Source organism: Rhodococcus sp. C3V (assembly GCF_029269915.1).
In the GTDB taxonomy this organism is placed as follows: Bacteria; Actinomycetota; Actinomycetes; order Mycobacteriales; family Mycobacteriaceae; genus Rhodococcus_F; species Rhodococcus_F qingshengii.
Genome location: NZ_JARJBE010000004.1, coordinates 308,216 through 325,783, shown reverse-complemented (window position 1 = coordinate 325,783; position 17,568 = coordinate 308,216). Strand labels below are relative to the sequence as shown.

Annotated in this window: 21 protein-coding genes and 1 pseudogene; 10 read left to right on the top strand and 12 right to left on the bottom strand. The window is 61.8% G+C overall.

Annotated features, from left to right (window positions below):
- Positions 1-112: 112 nt before the first annotated feature.
- On the bottom strand, positions 113-1,078 hold the full coding sequence (locus P3G66_RS13890; RefSeq protein ID WP_007735427.1) for a YafY family protein: 966 nt from the start codon (positions 1,076-1,078) through the stop codon (positions 113-115).
- Positions 1,079-1,188: 110 nt separating this feature from the next.
- Between P3G66_RS13890 and P3G66_RS13885 the strand changes: the two genes are divergently transcribed.
- Positions 1,189-2,130, top strand: a complete 942-nt coding sequence (locus tag P3G66_RS13885; RefSeq protein ID WP_042445952.1) for an alpha/beta hydrolase — start codon at positions 1,189-1,191, stop codon at positions 2,128-2,130.
- A 42-nt stretch (positions 2,131-2,172) separates the two neighbouring features.
- Here P3G66_RS13885 and P3G66_RS13880 read toward each other — a convergent pair whose 3' ends face one another.
- The 3 genes from P3G66_RS13880 to P3G66_RS13870 form a co-directional block, all read right to left on the bottom strand.
- Positions 2,173-2,490, bottom strand: coding sequence for a hypothetical protein (locus tag P3G66_RS13880; protein WP_228232664.1), 318 nt, complete (start codon positions 2,488-2,490; stop codon positions 2,173-2,175).
- A 320-nt stretch (positions 2,491-2,810) separates the two neighbouring features.
- Entirely contained in the window at positions 2,811-3,269 is a 459-nt protein-coding gene (locus P3G66_RS13875; RefSeq protein WP_042921868.1) for a DUF5994 family protein, read from the bottom strand.
- 96 nt (positions 3,270-3,365) lie between these two features.
- Positions 3,366-3,761: a PPOX class F420-dependent oxidoreductase gene (locus P3G66_RS13870; RefSeq protein ID WP_042445944.1), complete on the bottom strand. Its 396-nt coding sequence runs from the start codon at positions 3,759-3,761 to the stop codon at positions 3,366-3,368.
- Positions 3,762-3,948: 187 nt separating this feature from the next.
- Between P3G66_RS13870 and P3G66_RS13865 the strand changes: the two genes are divergently transcribed.
- The 5 genes from P3G66_RS13865 to P3G66_RS13845 all read left to right on the top strand — a co-directional run bounded on the left by P3G66_RS13865 (position 3,949) and on the right by P3G66_RS13845 (position 7,338).
- The gene (locus tag P3G66_RS13865) at positions 3,949-5,136 is read left to right on the top strand and encodes an inorganic phosphate transporter (RefSeq protein ID WP_007735433.1); all 1,188 of its coding nucleotides are present in this window, start codon (positions 3,949-3,951) and stop codon (positions 5,134-5,136) included.
- 14 nt (positions 5,137-5,150) lie between these two features.
- On the top strand, positions 5,151-5,432 hold the full coding sequence (locus P3G66_RS13860) for a hypothetical protein (protein ID WP_064113254.1): 282 nt from the start codon (positions 5,151-5,153) through the stop codon (positions 5,430-5,432).
- A gap of 28 nt (positions 5,433-5,460) precedes the next feature.
- Positions 5,461-5,793 carry a DUF3349 domain-containing protein gene (locus P3G66_RS13855; RefSeq protein ID WP_037129727.1) on the top strand — a complete coding sequence of 111 codons (333 nt, stop codon included), beginning with the start codon at positions 5,461-5,463 and terminating at the stop codon, positions 5,791-5,793.
- Positions 5,794-5,804: 11 nt separating this feature from the next.
- The gene (locus P3G66_RS13850; protein WP_007735437.1) at positions 5,805-6,143 is read left to right on the top strand and encodes a DUF3349 domain-containing protein; all 339 of its coding nucleotides are present in this window, start codon (positions 5,805-5,807) and stop codon (positions 6,141-6,143) included.
- A 151-nt stretch (positions 6,144-6,294) separates the two neighbouring features.
- The gene (locus tag P3G66_RS13845; protein WP_172827113.1) at positions 6,295-7,338 is read left to right on the top strand and encodes an alpha/beta hydrolase family protein; all 1,044 of its coding nucleotides are present in this window, start codon (positions 6,295-6,297) and stop codon (positions 7,336-7,338) included.
- 72 nt (positions 7,339-7,410) lie between these two features.
- Here P3G66_RS13845 and P3G66_RS13840 read toward each other — a convergent pair whose 3' ends face one another.
- Positions 7,411-7,803 carry a VOC family protein gene (locus tag P3G66_RS13840; RefSeq protein WP_003941628.1) on the bottom strand — a complete coding sequence of 131 codons (393 nt, stop codon included), beginning with the start codon at positions 7,801-7,803 and terminating at the stop codon, positions 7,411-7,413.
- 56 nt (positions 7,804-7,859) lie between these two features.
- Here P3G66_RS13840 and P3G66_RS13835 point away from each other — a divergent pair, with 56 nt between their 5' ends.
- On the top strand, positions 7,860-8,639 hold the full coding sequence (locus P3G66_RS13835) for an AraC family transcriptional regulator (RefSeq protein ID WP_223304497.1): 780 nt from the start codon (positions 7,860-7,862) through the stop codon (positions 8,637-8,639).
- 2 nt (positions 8,640-8,641) lie between these two features.
- Entirely contained in the window at positions 8,642-8,992 is a 351-nt protein-coding gene (locus P3G66_RS13830; protein ID WP_042921879.1) for an inorganic pyrophosphatase, read from the top strand.
- On the opposite strand, the gene P3G66_RS13825 is transcribed toward P3G66_RS13830, so the two are convergent.
- Genes P3G66_RS13825 through P3G66_RS13815 form a run of 3 tightly spaced genes read right to left on the bottom strand, consistent with a single transcriptional unit; the run spans position 8,985 to position 11,903 of the window.
- Positions 8,985-10,094: an LLM class flavin-dependent oxidoreductase gene (locus P3G66_RS13825; RefSeq protein ID WP_193595217.1), complete on the bottom strand. Its 1,110-nt coding sequence runs from the start codon at positions 10,092-10,094 to the stop codon at positions 8,985-8,987. The genes P3G66_RS13830 and P3G66_RS13825 overlap by 8 nt on opposite strands.
- The gene (gene thiM, locus P3G66_RS13820; RefSeq protein WP_276116728.1) at positions 10,094-10,939 is read right to left on the bottom strand and encodes a hydroxyethylthiazole kinase; all 846 of its coding nucleotides are present in this window, start codon (positions 10,937-10,939) and stop codon (positions 10,094-10,096) included. Before thiM ends, P3G66_RS13825 begins: the two co-directional genes overlap by 1 nt.
- A gap of 43 nt (positions 10,940-10,982) precedes the next feature.
- Positions 10,983-11,903, bottom strand: coding sequence for a rhodanese-like domain-containing protein (locus P3G66_RS13815; protein WP_276116727.1), 921 nt, complete (start codon positions 11,901-11,903; stop codon positions 10,983-10,985).
- A gap of 128 nt (positions 11,904-12,031) precedes the next feature.
- Here P3G66_RS13815 and P3G66_RS13810 point away from each other — a divergent pair, with 128 nt between their 5' ends.
- On the top strand, positions 12,032-12,718 hold the full coding sequence (locus P3G66_RS13810; RefSeq protein ID WP_003941581.1) for a GntR family transcriptional regulator: 687 nt from the start codon (positions 12,032-12,034) through the stop codon (positions 12,716-12,718).
- A 48-nt stretch (positions 12,719-12,766) separates the two neighbouring features.
- Here P3G66_RS13810 and P3G66_RS13805 read toward each other — a convergent pair whose 3' ends face one another.
- The 4 genes and pseudogenes from P3G66_RS13805 to P3G66_RS13790 form a co-directional block, all read right to left on the bottom strand.
- Positions 12,767-13,288 carry a hypothetical protein gene (locus P3G66_RS13805; RefSeq protein WP_276116726.1) on the bottom strand — a complete coding sequence of 174 codons (522 nt, stop codon included), beginning with the start codon at positions 13,286-13,288 and terminating at the stop codon, positions 12,767-12,769.
- Between the two features lie 18 nt (positions 13,289-13,306).
- Positions 13,307-14,336 (bottom strand): annotated as a pseudogene (locus P3G66_RS13800) (cupin domain-containing protein).
- A gap of 59 nt (positions 14,337-14,395) precedes the next feature.
- The gene (locus P3G66_RS13795; protein WP_003941629.1) at positions 14,396-15,217 is read right to left on the bottom strand and encodes an alpha/beta hydrolase; all 822 of its coding nucleotides are present in this window, start codon (positions 15,215-15,217) and stop codon (positions 14,396-14,398) included.
- Positions 15,218-15,405: 188 nt separating this feature from the next.
- Positions 15,406-16,533, bottom strand: coding sequence for an NDMA-dependent alcohol dehydrogenase (locus P3G66_RS13790; protein WP_003941634.1), 1,128 nt, complete (start codon positions 16,531-16,533; stop codon positions 15,406-15,408).
- Between the two features lie 166 nt (positions 16,534-16,699).
- Between P3G66_RS13790 and P3G66_RS13785 the strand changes: the two genes are divergently transcribed.
- Entirely contained in the window at positions 16,700-17,560 is an 861-nt protein-coding gene (locus tag P3G66_RS13785) for a fused MFS/spermidine synthase (RefSeq protein ID WP_064113251.1), read from the top strand.
- Positions 17,561-17,568: the final 8 nt, after the last annotated feature.

The window sequence follows — 17,568 nt, the reverse complement described above, 5'->3', positions numbered from 1 at the left end:
AGCCTAGAGGGAATCGGATACGTGTCTCGATAGACGAGGGGCCTGCGCAGGGAACACGTCCCCGCGGCAACTTGGACGTGAATGGTCTTGTCGCGCAATCCTCTTCTGACTGTCATGGTGGCGAGACCCTGAGGTGAAGGGCGAGCCGACTGACGGTGTCGGCAAGCTCGGTTGGTTCGATGACGACCACTGGGGCGGTGAGCGCAATGCGCGCAACCGTCATGGCGAGCCTGCCGAGATCTTCGCTGCGGATCTCGACAAGGCAGCGGTCCGCTGCCACCTCGATCGGTGTGTGGTCAATCCATCTGAGTACGCCCTCGAGGTCGGCGAACGTAGCTTCGATGGCGAGTTTTGCATCGTGGTGACGGGGTGGCGAGCCAACTGATCTCGCGACGAAGCCTGCCGCGTCACCGCCCGGGATCTCGCGTGGCGTGAAATGACTGCCTGCCAGCCAGGGCTCCGAGAGCCGGTCCAGTCGAAATGTTCGCCAATCCGAACGATGGTGGTCCCATGCTACGAGATACCAACGACGCCCCGCCGTGACAAGGCGGTGCGACTCGACGAGTCGTCTGCTGCTCTCGCCATCACCTCGCCGATAGTCGAAACGAACGTGCTCGTGGTCGCGACATGCCGCAGCGAGCACACTGAGTGCTTCGGGATCGACGATGTCGTCATTTGCCCGCCGCATGGAACTGACGCTCGAATGCAGTGCCGACACACGTCGGCGTAGTCGATGGGGCAGGAGTGTTTCGATCTTCGTCAGCGCGCGCAGCGCCGTTTCTTCGATGCCTCCGATGGCGGCCTCGGCGGCGTAGCGCAGTCCGACGGCTACCGCCACGGACTCGTCATCGTCGAGGATCAGGGGCGGCACGTGCGCCCCCGTTGCAAGTCGGTAGCCCCCGTATTTTCCGGACGTGGAATCGACCGGATAGCCGAGGTCGCGTAGGCGATCGATGTCGCGGCGCACCGTCCGCTGCGTGACATCGAGTCGTGCGGCAAGTTCGGCACAGTGCCAGAAGCGATGAGTCTGAAGGAGCGAGAGCAGTTGCAGTGCTCGGCCTGTGGGATCGTTCCGCATTTCTTCAGATTGCCAGCGATCTAGGACTTTATGTGTCCACGATGCTCCCTATCGTCGGAGCAACCGGTCGATCCAGACACGAGATCGGTACTCGACTCAAAGGAGCATCCGTGAATCCATCCGACTTCCCCAGGCCCGTCCTCATCCCAGTGAACGGCGTGGAACTCGAAGTCTTCGAAGCAGGGCGACACAATGCCGGGAAACCCATCGTGTTGTGTCACGGATGGCCAGAGCACGCCTATTCCTGGCGATACCAGGTGCCCGCCCTTGTCGAGGCGGGCTACCACGTCATCGTCCCGAACCAACGCGGCTACGGCAATTCGTCACGTCCGACCGAAGTGACGGACTATGACATCGAACATTTGGCGGGTGATCTCATCGCACTTCTCGATCACTACGGCTACGACGATGCCACCTTTGTCGGTCACGATTGGGGTGCCTTTGTCGTGTGGGGCCTTACCCTGTTGCACCCGGACCGGGTAAACAAAGTGATCAACCTGAGCCTGCCCTACCAGGATCGCGGAGAGCAGCCGTGGATTGAGTTCATGGAAGCCGTGCTTGGCGGTGATTTCTACTTCGTCCATTTCAATCGACAGCCGGGCGTCGCGGACGCGGTGTTCGAAGACAACACCTTCCGGTTCCTCCGCAACCTGTACCGGAAGAACGAACCCCTCAGGGAACCTCAGCCGGGTATGGCGCTGATCGATCTCGCCAAAGCAGAGACACCACTCGGTGAGCCCCTGATGAGCGATAGAGAATTGGCCGTTTTCGTCTCCGCCTTCGAATCGACAGGATTCACGGGCAGTGTGAACTGGTACAGGAACCTTGACCGCAACTGGCATCTGCTGGCGGAGGTGGACCCGATCATCCAACAGCCCACACTCATGATCTACGGCGACCGTGACGCGATCGCGAGAGCTGAGAACCTGACAGAGTTCGTGCCCAATGTGGAAGTAGTCAATCTCGATTGCGGTCACTGGATCCAACAAGAAAGACCCGAAGAGACCAACCAAGCGATCTTGAACTGGCTGGAACGGCAGGATGCCACATAGTTTCAAGGCTAGGTGCGGTCTCAGTGAAAATGTCAGTCTCATTCAAGTCCAGTAGGGGGCTTGATCCGGACCGACCGTCTTCGAGATTTGGCGAGAGCGGCGGTAAACAAACCATGCACTCAACCCGACGATGGGCACAAGCCAAATCCCGACAGAGAAGGCGACAGCGCGCCACACACCGACTCGCCCGGACACAGAAACCACATCGGCCGTTCCGACAAGACACAGGGAAAGCCAAATCAAGGCGAGAATGAATCCGCCGCCGTACAGAAGAAAGAATGCTTCGAATCCGTCCATGCAGTCCATTCCACTGTCGGCGCAGTCCTGAAGCCCAGCCGCACCGAGTAGGGAAATGTTCACGGTGGCGATGCTACGGGCCAGGGCGTCCCGAACTGCCGAACAAGCGGGCGGATTCGGCGATGCGAACGCCGCTCAGCCCGAACAGAGTAGAAGCCCCACCCCCGTGGGGAGGGCGGGGCTTCCTCTGGTCCGGCGCTCACGCACAGTGGGAGGGTGGTGGACATGCCGGACCGACGACACGGCAGGGAGTCAAGCTGCCGCGCCCAAGCGCTGACCTGAAGGAATGCGCCTGAGATCGTGGTTACGAGAACCATCAAACCAGACAAACTGGACGCATGTTCAGGAATCGCGAGATTCGACCCCCGCACGTCAGAAAGATCTCACTGCACCCGATAGGTTTCGCTGCGGACAGGATCCACCAACCGCCGCATGACCTCGTACGCGCGGTCCGGATCCGTGTACGGCGGAATCATCATCAAAACGAGTTGACGACCATAGATATCGTCGAGATACATCAAATCGTGGGGCTGGCCAGGGTACGGACCCCGCACTTCCAGTCCGTCGACCTCGTCGATACGACGCTGCGCGCTGCTGATCGTGTTCCAGTCGAACGCAACCCGCGCGATCGGCCCCAACCTCAGCGAAAGTGCGGATATCAGATCGTGAAGCTCCGCCGTGACGTTCGTGGTCCACGGGAACCACGCGCCGTCAACCGATGCCTTGACGGCACCTTGCCCACGAAGCAGGAATCGCGGAGTCCGCGTCGGCGACGGGAAAGGTTGCCCGACATGGCGCTGCGGCGCTTCCATTGCATAGTCGAGAGTGCTGATGTGCGCCATGACGAGGCTCCTTGACGGAGGATTCGTGGAACCGTCAGGCAGAGGTGCCCGGTCGTGGGTTCCATACCTTCAGACTACTCCGCTACGCAATCCCGACTACGCATCGACGGAAATGATCACGCCGGTGTCGCCGTACGGGAACGGACCATTACCGATGTGACCAAGGGTGTTGAAGAATTTCGAAATAGGCACCATCACACCGTATTTCGCTTTGACTTTGCTGCGGATCTCGTCGAATTCAGCTCCACCGCTCACCAACTGAGCGGTCCCGGTGACCGGCGACGCACCGTCGGCAACCTTTCCGCGGTTGTTGCACGGCACCACGGTGACGCGTGGGTTGTTCCGCAGACGCTTGGCCTTACCCGACTTCGAGGAAGTCCAGAAGCCGATACGTCCGTCAGGCAGAGGCACGACCCACGTCGGCGTGGCTACGCCGTCACCGCTCTTACGGAATGTGGTGACCGAGATCGTCTTCTCTTCGCCCAGGGACATGAAACGAGCGTATGCCTCCACAACCTCCACGACCATGCACGCGAATGAATTTTCTCTACCCCAGGAGTTTCAAAACGGACAATTATCCGGACGAAGGTGAACAACAGGTGCCGAGTGGTGGAAATGTCGCGGAACGACCACGTCTGAGGTCGATTTGAGGCCCGGAGGTGTTGGAACATGACTTCTCGTGAATGCGGAACTCATCGTTCTCCTCGTCGTCGTCGTAACCGCTCTGGGGTTCGACTTCACCAACGGTTTTCATGACACTGGCAACGCTATGGCCACGTCGATTGCAACCGGCGCCCTCAAGCCCAAGGTGGCAGTCGCTCTGTCTGCTTCCTTGAACCTGGTCGGAGCTTTCCTCTCGGTAGAGGTTGCTGCCACCGTGGCCAAGGGCGTGGTGAACCTCGGAAATGTGGGTGGCCAAGCGCTGCTCACCATCGTCTTCGCCGGCCTTGTCGGCGGCATCATCTGGAACCTGGCAACGTGGTTGCTCGGCATCCCCTCGAGTTCCTCACACGCACTGTTCGGCGGCCTGATCGGCGCCGCCATCGCGTCCCTCGGCATGAGCGGTGTCGCCTGGAGCGGCGTCCTCAGCAAGGTTGTCATCCCCGCAGTTCTCGCTCCCGTCGTGGCCGGCTTGGTTGCCGCGGCCGGCACCTGGCTCATCTACCGCATCACCTCCAACGTCGGAGAAGAAACCAAGGACAAAGGTTTCCGACTCGGCCAGATCGGTTCGGCTTCACTCGTTTCCCTCGCACACGGCACCAACGACGCTCAGAAGACCATGGGCGTCATCTTCCTCGCCCTGGTCGCCCACGGAACCATTTCCGCCGACGCGGACATGCCGTTCTGGGTCAAGCTCACCTGTGCGCTCGCGATCGCTGCCGGAACCTACCTCGGCGGTTGGCGAGTCATCCGCACTCTCGGCAAGGGACTTGTCGAGATTGCCGCACCACAAGGCATGGCAGCCGAAGCATCCTCTGCTGCAATCATTCTCACCTCCAGCCACCTCGGCCTTCCGCTCTCCACCACCCATGTGGCGACGGGTTCCATCATGGGAACCGGTCTGGGACGCAAGGGCGCCGAAGTTCGTTGGGGCGTAGCCGGACGTATGGCGGTCGCCTGGTTGATCACTCTTCCGTCCGCTGCAATCGTCGGCGCTCTGTGCTGGGGACTGGCCGACATCGTCGGCGGCCTGCCCGGTGTCCTGGTCGTCTTCGCCGTGCTCATCGCGTTGGCCGGCTGGATGTACCTGCGCTCCCGCAAGGAGCCCATCGATCCGAGCAACGTCAACGCCGAGTGGGACGGCGGCCTGGTGCCTGCAGAGGTCCCCGGTCCGGACGCCCGCGTCACCACCGACGCCAAAGCCTGAAAGAGGGAATCGACATGGATATCTTGAAAAACACCGTCGACTCGCTCTGGCAGGTCGTACTGGTCGGCCTCCTGCTGGGCGCCGGACTACCGGCGATCTTCGCAATCGGCCTGAAGTCGCTCGACGCCGGACAACGTGGCAGTGGCGGCGGGAGCACTGCCGTCGTGGCTCGCAGTCCGTTGGCCGTGGCAGGCGCAGTGGTGTGCTTCGCGGTCGTGCTCATCGCGATCGTCACCGGAATCCTCTTCATCATGCAGGGCTTCCTCAGCCACACATTCGGCATCGAGATCTTCTGATCCCGTGCGCCCTCACGAGCGGAAAGACATCACCGTGACTGCACCGACTCCATCCCTTCCTCAATCCATTCTTGACTGGCTTCGCGCCGGCTACCCCGAAGGCATACCGCCCAAGGACCGCATTCCGCTGGTCGCATTGCTACGACGCAAACTCTCGGACGCGCAAATTCGAGACATTGCCATCGGCGCTGCACTCGCAGAACTGAGCGACGTCAACAGCGACCAGGTGATCTCGAGCGACGAGATCAGCGCTCAGATCGCCGATCTGACGAGCCAGACTCCCTCGGACGAGGACATCGCGCGCGTTGCCTCCGTCCTTGCTGCCGCCGGGTGGCCCCTCGCTGATCTCGACAACCACTGAAGCTCGATTCGTTGAGTCTTCCACCACTTCTGGCTTCGATACTCGGCTGGCTGCGTGCCGGGTATCCGAACGGTGTGCCGGAGCAGGACTACGTCCCTTTGATGGCCCTGCTCCGGCGACAACTGTCCGACGACGAGATCGCCGTTCTTGCTGACGATCTCGTCGCCGGCTTTCCGCTTCCGGTCGATCCGATCGACTTTCCCGGTTCGGTCGATCCGATCGACATCGGCGTCCTCATCACCAAGGTCACCGACGATATTCCGCACGAATCGGACGTCGCTCGGGTACGTGAACACCTGATTCGTGGAGGTTGGCAAATCGTGGCACAACCTCCGGTCGACGACGCCTGACGGCATTACGGTAAATCGGACCAGTTTGATAACGAACCGGTAACGGTGCCGTCGAGGTCAATACAGACCACTTAGTGTCATAAGGAATTCCGCGCCTCGGGGGGCTCGGTCGGATTTCGGTGTGCAAGCACCTTTGGGGCGGGAGTGATACATGCACGAGGCTCACACAGATTTGGCGAAGAACCCAGATATTTCGAACCCGGATCTTTCGAGAAACCGTATTTCGAAACGAATCAAGCGTCGGATCCTGGGCCTCGCAGCGACAGCACTCGCACTCCCCCTGACCGCAGGCCTGATCAGCGGATCGGTAGCGACCGCAGCGCCCGCGCGTACCGCCCCGGCCGGTGGCTACGAGGAAGTGTTCGTAGACTCGTCGATGGGACCGATCAAGGTTCAGATCCAGTGGGCTTCGCGCGGCGGCAACGCGGCGCTCTATCTTCTCGATGGCCTACGAGCACGCGACGACCGAAACGCATGGAGTTTCGAGACCAACGCTCTCGAGCAGTATCGCGGCGACAACGTCACCCTGGTCATGCCGGTCGGCGGGCAGTCCAGCTTTTACTCCGACTGGTATGCGAACAGCAATTTGAATCGCCAGCCGGTCACGTACAAATGGGAAACCTTCCTCACCCAGGAACTTCCCGCCTATCTGGAATCGCGCGGCGTCTCCCGAACCAACAACGGCGTGCTCGGACTGTCCATGGGTGGCAGCGCGGCACTGACGCTAGCCGCCTACCACCGCGATCAGTTCAAGTTCGCCGGTTCGCTCTCGGGATACCTCAACATCTCAGCTCCAGGCATGCGTGAGGCGATCCGGGTGGCCATGGTCAGCGCCGGGTCCTTCAATGTCGATGCAATGTGGGGACCGCCGTGGAACCCCGCTTGGCTCCGCAACGATCCCTTCGTGTTTGCACCCGAACTGGCTGGGCTCTCGCTGTACATATCCGCTGCGAGCGGCCTGCCCGGGCAGTTCGATCAACCGCGTCGGCCCGTCGACTTCGTGAATACCGGTAGTGCCATCGGGCTCGAGGCCCTTGCCTTGATGAACTCACGGGCATTCCAACTGCGCATGAACTCCCTGGGAATTCCGGCAACGTACAGCTTCCCGGCCAACGGCACTCATTCGTGGCCGTACTGGGGTGCAGAACTGTGGAAGGCCCGAGGCCAGATCCTCGACACCCTGAACGCTTGGTGAACTGACAACGACTCGATCACCGACAACCGCAGGCCCCGACCGATATTCGTTCGGGGCCTGCGTCGTTCGAATTCAGAGCGCGGCAAAGAGATCCACGGTATTGCCGTCGGGATCGAGAAGAACGGCGTAACGCTGCCCCCATACGGCGTCGAAGGGCGCCTTGTGCCCGGGGAAGTCGGCTGTCATGCGCTGATACGCCTCGTCTACTGCGGCGGGAGTCCCGAAATCGAAGGCCAAAGCGACGGGGTGTCGACCTTCCCCGACAGCGAAGTCCGGATCGAAGCTCGCGATGGTGGACAGCGCGTCCCAGGCCAGCCGAAGCCCACCGTCGAAAGTGAACTCCACATGCGGAGCGTCAGCGGGTGTTTCCGGAATGTCGAGCCCGAGGGTTCGGTAGAACGCGAGGGAACGCGCGAGATCGTTGGTGACGATTCCGACGAGATCGAGTCTCGGAGAGACGGACACGGTATTTCTCCTGTTTCGGGTCGAGAAGTGATCGGCGAGTGTGTGACGATGATCTGATGACCGGCACTGACACCCTCGCTCTCGACGGTAGTCGGACGGTAGCGTCGAGTCTTGAACAAAACGGCCACACCTATGTCGAGACTCGGATCACCGGTTCGGCCGGCCTCTTCAGTTGCACGTGGAAAAGCACCAGCGAAGCCCATACGCCCACGGAAGCAAAGCGGATTCTTCCCGATCTCTGCGCCGACTTCATCGTCGACAGCACCGGAAAGTCGTGGCTCGTCGGACCTGCCACCGGTGCCGATCTGGTTTCGGTCGCCGCCGGTACAACCATGTGGGGCATCCGGATCAATCCACCGGCTCTGCGGAGCCTGCTCGGCACAGCTGCCGACGCGGTGCAGGATTCGAAGATCGCCTTCGACGACATCCTCACTTCCAGACAAGCGCGGGTACTTGCCGACGCCCTGAGCCACGAGGCAGTCGACGCTCACCTACTGGGCCAGTTGTGGCGCGGACTGGAACCCGACCACGGAATCGAGCGTGGTTACTCCGCGCTCATCTCCTCCCCTTCCACGCCGATACGAGAGATTGCTGCAGACCTCGGTGTTTCCGAACGTCATTTCAGACGATCGATCACGTCAGCGGTCGGGCTGTCCCCCAAACTGATTCAGAAGGTGCAACGAATGCAGGACGTGTTGACTCTCAGCCGCGGCGCAAAACTCACGCTGTCGTCGCTGGCCGGTCGCGCCGGCTACGCCGACCAAGCCCACCTCGCACGCGATACGCGTGCACTGGCAGGTCTGACACCGACTCAGCTACTGCGCGAGCACCGGTAACGATGAGCGAAGATCTGTTCGCCGCCCTCGATCACCTGGCTGCCACGTCAGCTGTCGTGATCGATCGCCCCCGAGGGTCGGCACACCCGCGGTACCCCGATGCGATCTATCCGCTCGACTACGGCTATCTCGACGGCACGGTCAGCGCGGACGGCGACGGGATCGATCTGTTCCGAGGCTCGGCCGTCGGCAACGGTGTTGTCGCTGTGGCCGTTGTTGCCGACATCGTCAAGAAGGACGTGGAAGTCAAGATCCTTCTCGAATGTACTGCGTCTGAAATCGACACTGCCACAGCATTTCTCCGCGACGTTCTAGGTCTCGGTGCCACTGTCTTGCGGCGCGCCGTCAGCTGAGTTCGTCGAATCGCGGAACAAGATGCTCCGCAACCCACTTCGCTTCCTCGATCAGAGGCCAACCTGCCAGGATCAGTGCAGTCAAACCGGTTCGGCTGCGAAGCGTGCGTACCGAGTCCGTGATCGAATCCGGATCGCCGACGTAGTACACGGCCGATGACCCGGTGCCGAAGATGTCGAGGGGTGACCACGCCGTGATACCCGCGTACAGCCCGTCACCGACGTACAACTCCTCCGGTTCCGGAAGTCGGCCGGAGGCAATCTTGTCCGCCCAACCCTGTCGCTGAGCGTCGCGGGCGGTGAAGGTCTTGAGGTCTTGCTTCCCCTGAGTACGACGACGCACTGCGTTGTCCAAGACATGAGCGATCTGCTCGACGCCCGTCTTCTCGAACAACGAACGGAACCGGTCGTGCGCCTGCGCCTTGGTGGGGCGAACGATCACACCGGTGAGCGCACCGAAGTCGGTGAACTCGCGCCCGGCTGCCTCCGCCGCCGCCCGTGCGGCAGAGAATTTGTCTTCGATGAACGAAGTCTCGCGCAGCATCGCCAAGTAGGTGTCGAGCACCTTGCCTGAATTCGCCAGGCCTGCAGGCGAATCACCGGTACCCCACAGCGGAACCTGATGCCCAGCGGGCGCATCGACACGCAGTGGTGTGTTGGGAAAGTTCGACTCCGTGCCTTCGGCGTAGATGCGGCGGAAGTCCGCCCAGTACTGCTCCCCCAACTCGTAACGCTCGTCGTGGGGCACGTTCATGTCGTACTTGGTCAGGATGTTCTCGCGTCCGTTGACCGAGTTGATCAACAGTCGGCCGCCGCTGAAGGCGTCGAAAGTCAATGCCTTCTCCGCCAGCAGTCGCGCCGGCGTCATGTTCGCGTAGACGGCGACGAGGAACTTCATGCGCGTGGTGTGCGCTGCCGCCCACGTCGCCGAGATGAACGGATCGTTCGGCCAGGTGGCAACAAGCGCACCTTCGAATCCGCCGTCGTCGATGGTCTTCGCGAGCTCGATCTGCCTGGCCCCGTCCACGGGGAACAGCCCACCGGGGCTCCACGGGTAGTCCCCGTCTGCCTGGGTGAGATACCAGAATGTCTTGATGCCCATCAGTTCTGCACTCCAGCCGGCAGGTCGAACGATTCGATTCGGGCACGCGAACGGATGGTGTCCGCATTCACGCTGTAGAGCGCGTCGAGGTATGCGACCGCGAAAGAACCGGGGCCCGAGGCATTTTCCTCGGCGATCTCCGATGCCACGGCAACATGCGTGTGCGCGGCAACCAATCCGTCCAGCGCGGTCGACGTGACGGCGAGGTAGGCGGCGACAAGACCGCCCAGAGAGCAACCGGTACTGGTCACGCGCGGCAACAGAGCGCTGCCACCGGAGACTCGGATGCCCCGAACGTCGCCGCCACCATCGCGGCCGACGATGTAGTCGACCGGTCCGGATGCCGACACGGCATCCGCATGCTTCAAGAGTGACAGAGCGGCGGGCACCGCGTCGGCGGAATCGGAGGCACTGTCGACGCCGCGGGTGTCACCGCCGAGTCCGGCCAGAGCGATGATCTCCGATGCGTTCCCGCGGATGGCGCTGGGGTGAAAGCGCAGCAGATCCACAGCGATACCGCTCCGCCAGGGTAGTCCGCCGACACCGACGGGATCCAAAACCCATGGCGTACCGGCAGTTCGGGCCGCTTCTGCAGCTATCAGGAAAGCTTCGGCTGTCCCGTCGTCCGGCGTTCCGAGGTTGACGAGCACTCCCCCGGCGATGGCAGCGAACCCACCCGCTTCGTGGACGTTGTCGATGTGAGCGTTGCTTGCGCCGGCGGCGAGCAGAACATTGGTCAAGAAGTTCGCAGAAACGATGTTGGTCAGCGACTGGACGAGCGGTACCTGATCGCGGAGTGCGTCGATCGCCGACGCGACGGTTTCGACAGAGACAGTGTCAGACATGAGAATTCCTTCAGAACGGGAGGTAATTGAGGACTGCGGCGATTCAGGACCGCGGACATCGAACATCCGCAAGCGCGCCGCCGGGCTCACCGCCGACAACCATCGGCAAAGTCGGATCTGCAGTCCATTCCTCCAACGAACCGTCGTAGACCTTGACGTCCTCATAGCCGCCGCGGATCAGTGCGAGTGCTGTCAGGCACGCCGAAACTCCACCGCCGCAATAGATCACGACAGGTTCAGCGACGGGTGGTAGAATGTCAGCAGATTTCGACCGAACATCGTCCGCCGGAAGCATCCGGGCATCGGCGTCGAGAAGACCCTTCGCAGACAGATTCACACTTGACGGAATATGTCCGCGTCGCGAATATCGCGTCTTCTCCGTTCCCTCGTACTGCTCAGGCGCCAGCGCGCACACCAGCGTTCCGGCTTCTTCTCCTGAGGACAGTGAGGCAACGCGAGGTAGATCGACCCACAGGCCAAGGTCCGTCACACTCCAACGCTTCGAAGCCGACGTGTAGGTGACGTCGTCGCCGCTCACGAGGGCGAAGCCGCATCGAGTCCATTCGGCGAGGCCACCGTCGAGGACTCTTGCTTCGATGCCGGCGTTGCGAAACACCCACCAGAGCCGTGATGCCCAGGTGGTCGAACCCTGGTCGTAGATCACGATTGTCGCACCCGGTTCGATACCACTGGATTGGAGATCGGAAATCAACTGCTCCGTTGACGGGCGTGTGAAATGCAGCGCCGCTTCCCTTTCGGAAAAGACGTCCATGAGGTCGACGTGTCGGGAACCCGGGATGTGCGAGGAAACCCAGCCGTCGTACCCGGACTCCGGGCGATAGTCGCCGTCAAATCGCGCGGGAGGAAAATGAACCGTCGCGTCGAGCACAGCGACGCCTCCCTCGCGCAGCATCGCGTCGAGTTCAGCAGCACTCACCAGCGGCGACGCGGTCTCTCCAACCACTTCAGACCCTCTCCCTCGGAAACGAACAAGCACGAACCTAAATGAGTACTAGCGTATACGCAAGTACTCACTCGTCGCCGATGGCATAATCGAACGCGCTCTACTTGCATGCACAGGAATGAGGACACATGGATCTCGACGCCGATACGAGCACCACCGATCTGCTGGTGCCGGAGGCTGCGCTGGGCCGGTCCGATCAGACCTCGCGGCAGTACCTGCGCCTGCGAGCCGACATCCTGGCCGGCAAGTTCCCCCAGGGCTCTCCGCTGCACGAGACTCAATTGTGCGAATCGTACGGCGCATCGCGTACCCCGATCCGCGAGGCACTCAACTGGCTCGCGCACGACGGTCTACTCGAACGAGCCGCCCGCGGTTTTCGTGTCCGTTCCGGCACACCCGAGGACGTCATCGAAATCTACGCAGCGCGGGTTGCCCTCGAATCGGAAGCCGCCGGCGCCGCCGCACTCCGCCACAGCGATCTCGACCTTGCCCGCCTGGACGGATTGCACGAGTTCTGCTGCACTGCAACAGAAGGCACCGAGGTTCGTGCCGGAAACTTCAAGTTTCACGAGGCCCTCTGGCAGGCCGCCCACAATTCCACGATCACCTCATTGCTGATCCGCCTCACCACCCAATTGCGAATCTACGACAGCGGCCCGCCGTCGAACTACGGCGAACCTGACCTGCTCAATTCGGAGCATCAAGAGATCCTGAACGCCATCCGCGCCCGGGACGAATCGTCCGCACGTGGTCACATGCGCAACCATCTCGAGCGCAGCCGCGACCAACGAATAAGGATGTTCGCCAGCCGCTGACTTCAGACAGCCCCGAGTTCTGCACACTGACGCCTGCGCCGCCGTCGCTCAGACGGGGAGCGTGCCGGTGTCGACGTCGTACACGCTCTCGGCCGGGCTCGACATCACTCGATCCGCCATCTCCTGCTTGAGCTCTGTCAGCCGTGACTCGTCTTCGGCCGTCCGGTCGGACTTACGGGACAGAGTAATGAACTCGTCGACGACGAACCCCTCCCGAACAGTCAGCGTGACGCTCGCGCCGCGATAGGTGATCCGAAATACATACAGCGCGAGCGTATTTCCACGTTCACGCCTGGCCAAGGAACTGTCAACGGTGTACCGCCCTTCGGTCACCGCGCGCGTGACCAACTCGAACGCATCGCGCACTCCTGGTCCGCCGTGTGCGGTGGTGACGACCAGCGCGCGACGCTCGACGGAGCCTTCCCCGCCGAGCACACCGAGAGCGCGCTCGAGAACCTTGTAGGCATGCGCCACGCCGCCCGGGGCCTGCGGACCGTGATAGCGGAGGGCGTCCTCGTACGTGAAGTCGAGCGTCGTCCCGTGATCGGTCACGGTGAGCGTGGTGGTCATGATGGGCGTCCTTGCCGGTCAGTGCTGGCGGTCGATCGGATTGATCCGCGAGACGATGAGCGGATCGATCGGGGTGAAAGGAAAGTGCGGCAGATCCCGTTCCGAAACACCGAACGAGGCCGAGAGAACGCCGCGTGAGAACGCGGAAGCCGTTGCACGGTAGCCTATGTCGCCCGGCGTCGGCTGGTCGAAGAAGATGAGGAAGTTGATGTCCTCGTCACCTAGAACCTCGATGTGATGGGGATAGGCACGGAACGAAATACACCTGACCAGGCTCCAGTAGGTAGGTGTCGAGCGAACCGTCCGGATCGAGGACCGTCATCCGCCCGTGACCACGATGCACGTATCCCATTTCGGCAGTGACGGGATGCCAGTGTGGCTCACGCATCCCACTCTCGCGAATTGTCAACGAGTACATCGAAAGATCCTCCAGCGCCGCCCAATACTGCTTGCGCGCCACTTTCGCCTGTCCGTATGGATATGCGAGAGGCGCGATCTGGCCTTCGAGATCGAAGAGATGCGCGTTGGGAAGGCCGGCGGTATCGGGAACGACGGCGGCGCCGTCCCGCCGAACTATCTGGGACGCATCGGCCCTACCGAAGACGTCGAAGGCCGATGCGGCGAGATCGTACGTGTTGCCGAGCACCGCGTTCGACATTGCGCTGACGCTACTCTGCAACGAAAAGTGCTGCGGGAGTGAAGTACGCAGGGCAGCGATGATCTCCGCCTCCTCCTCTCCGACATTCTCGATGTGATAAATCGCGCCGGATTCGACGTGATACATCTGCCCCGCTCGCACGACGAAACTGGCGAACTCGTCAGCATTGCCCAACATCGAGACGAGCACGGTTCCGCTGGTGACGTAGGCGATCTGGTTCGCGTTGACGTTCCATTGTGGTTCACGGATCGCGCCGGGACCGAGAACAATTCGTTTGATCGACAGACCGGACAGGATCGGCAACGAACTCGTGTCGAGTTGCGAGATCGACCCGAGTTCGTTCTCGAAGACACTGGGGCCATTGCGTAGTGAGGCAACGTGTGTAGACATGGCAATTTTATCCTTCCCACTCTGGTCCTTTCGACTCCGGTCCTTCCGCCTCGCTGACGTCAGTCCTCGATGAACGCGAGAATGTCCTGGTCCAGTGTCTTCTGATATGAGCCGTAGATGCCGTGAGGTGCGCCCGGATACACCTTCAGCGTGCCCTTCTTCACCAGCTTGATCGCCTTCTCGGCCGCTGCGCCGATCGGCACGATCTGATCGTCGTCGCCCTGAGCGATGAGGAACGGAACGTCGATGGCTTCGAGATCGGAGGTCTGGTCCGTCTCCGAGAACGCCTTGACGCAGTCGTAGGCCGCGGCGAGGTTGACCAACATACCTTGCCGCCAGAAGTCGTCCTTCGCCCCTTGCGAGACGTCGGCACCTTCGCGGTTAGCGCCGTAAAAGCTCTCGCTGAGATCCTTGTAGAACTGCGATCGGTCTCGCAGAACTCCCTCACGAATGCCGTCGAAGACCTCGATCGGCGTGCCTTCGGGGTTGCCGTCCGACTTGACCATGATCGGCGGTACGGCGCCGGCGGTGATCACCTTGGCCACGCGCCCTTTGCCGTGCTGCGCCGCGTACCGGACCACTTCCCCGCCGCCGGTCGAATGGCCAACCAGGACCAGGTCTTTCAGGTCGAGTGTGTCGATCAGCTCAGCCAGGTCCTTGGCATATGTATCCATGTCGTTGCCGGTGTACGTCTTCGACGAGCGACCGTGTCCTCGACGATCGTGCGCGATGGTCCGGTATCCGGCGTCGGCGAACAGCTTCATCTCGACCTGCCACGCGTCAGAACTCAGCGGCCACCCGTGGCTGAGGACGATCGGCCGGCCGACGCCGTGCTCGGTGTAGTAGATCTCGGTTCCGTCGGAGGTGGTGATGTAGGGCATGCTCTGCTCTTCTCTGTCGAGTCGTGGACTGAGATCCGGACACGGTGCCCGGTTTCCTCACTCTGCGAGTGCCCACTACGGGGGCAGTCGACTCATCGATCGACAGAAATGTGCATGGGGGCAGAAGACTCCGGCCCGACACCACGAAGCGTGGTGCCGGGCCGGAGCCTTCAGTCAAAGGGAAACGATCAGTAATCGTCCTCCGTGTAGACGATCATCCCGCGCAGATTCTTTCCTTCGAGCATGTCGGCGTACCCCTCGTTGATCTCCTCGAGCTTGTAAGTCTTGGTCACCAACTCGTCGAGTTTGAGTGCGCCGCTTCGGTAGTGATCGAGCAACTTGGGAATCTGGGACCGTGGCCCTACCCCGCCGAAGATGGCTCCCTGCAAACGCTTCTGCAGAAGGGTCAGCTCGAAGAGGCTGAGCGTCACCTGCGAATCTGCGTAATGCCCCATTCCGACGACCACGACCTGGCCACCCTTGCCCGTCGCGCTGAGCGCGGGCTGAATGATGTCGCCGTGAATCTCGCCCACGGTGATCACGGTGACGTCGGCCATCTTGCCCCAGGTGATCTCGCCGATCACCGGTAGCGCTTCCTCGAGGGAGGCAAAAGTGTGTGTGGCGCCGAATTCCTTTGCCTTGTCGCGCTTGAACTCGACGGGATCGATCGCGATCACAAATCGTGCTCCGGCGGACGCCGCACCCTGCACCGAGTTGATTCCGACGCCGCCGACGCCGACGACCACCACCGTGTCGCCGACCTTGGCTCCACCGATCGCGGTGGCCGATCCCCAACCGGTGGCAACACCGCAGCCGAGCAAGGCCGCCTTGTCGAGCGGGATGTCCTTCTCGATCTTGATCACCGACGCCTCGTTGACGGTCACGTACGGCGAAAATGTTCCGAGCAGGCACATCTGGATGACCGGCTCGTCGTCGAGGGTGACGCGGTACGTCTTGTCGGAGATCGCCTGCCCGGTCAACAGGCCGGCTCCCTCGTCGCAGATGTTCTGCAGACCCTTCGCACAGGACGGACAACGTCCGCACGCCGGGATGAAGGCGAGAACCACGTGGTCGCCTTCTTCGACGCTCGCGACACCCGGTCCGACCTTCGTCACCACTCCGGCTCCTTCGTGCCCGCCCAGGGCCGGGTAGAAGGGCAGCGGGCTGGCGCCCGTACGCAAATGTTCGTCCGAATGGCACAGCCCCGATGCGGCGAGTCGGACCTGCACCTCACCCGAGACCGGGTCCCCCAGCTCGACCTCTTCGATCTCCCACGCCTGACCTGGCGCCTTGACTACCGCTGCCTTGACCTTCACCTGCACTCCTCGAAATTCTTCGTGATGCACGGACGACGAAAGAACGCGCCGGCATTTGTGTCGCCGATCACACTCCACGTACGAGTGTGCCTGAAGTAGCCCGAGAATACCGTCGGTCCGTGTGCCTTTTTGGTAGTGGGCACTACCAAAAAGGCGCACGGCTAACATGGACACAGTGGCCAAGGGAACTCGCAAGACCAGAACTCGCAGCAGTACTCCCGAGCGAGGCGAGTCCGGTCCCATCGCCGGCACTTTTCCGATCGATACCGGGACGTGCGAACTAGTCCGCGATCAGTACTCCGATGACAGTTGGATCATCCAGATCAACGGAGTGCCCAGTTCCCACGTGAACGTCGCGGATCCCACGGTGCTCGATTTCGAGTACATGCGGTGGATCGCGCATCTGGTCGATTCCGAACGTGACAAGGCCGAGCGCCTGCGGGTGCTTCATCTCGGCGGTGGCGCCTGCTCCATGGCCAGATACTTCGCCGCCACGTACCCCGACGCGCGTCAAGTGGTGGTCGAAATCGACGGTGCTCTGGCGGAACTCGTACGCGATTGGTTCGACCTCCCGCGTGCGCCTCTTCTGCGCATCCGCGTCGGAGAAGCCCGCGCCGTCACCGAAACTCTCACCGAGTCCACCCGGGACATCGTGATTCGAGATGTCTTCGCCGGCAGCACAACTCCGACACCATTGACGACGGCGCAATTCACCACCCACGTACGACGCGTGCTCGCACCGGGCGGTATCTACATCGTCAACTGCGGCGACACCCCGGATCTTCAGGGCGCGCGCAGTGAAGCCGCAACCATCGGTGCGCAGTTCGAACACATGGCGATCATCGCCGATCCCGCGATGCTCAAGGGCCGTCGCTACGGCAACATGATCATCGCGGGCAGCGACGTACCGATCGGCGGGCAACCCGCGCTCGCGCGCGAGCTACTCGGCGGAGGAGTTCCCGCCCACGTGTGGCAGGACGCCGAAGTCCGCAAGTTCGCCGCGAATGCGCCGGTTCGCCAAGACTGAGCAAAAAC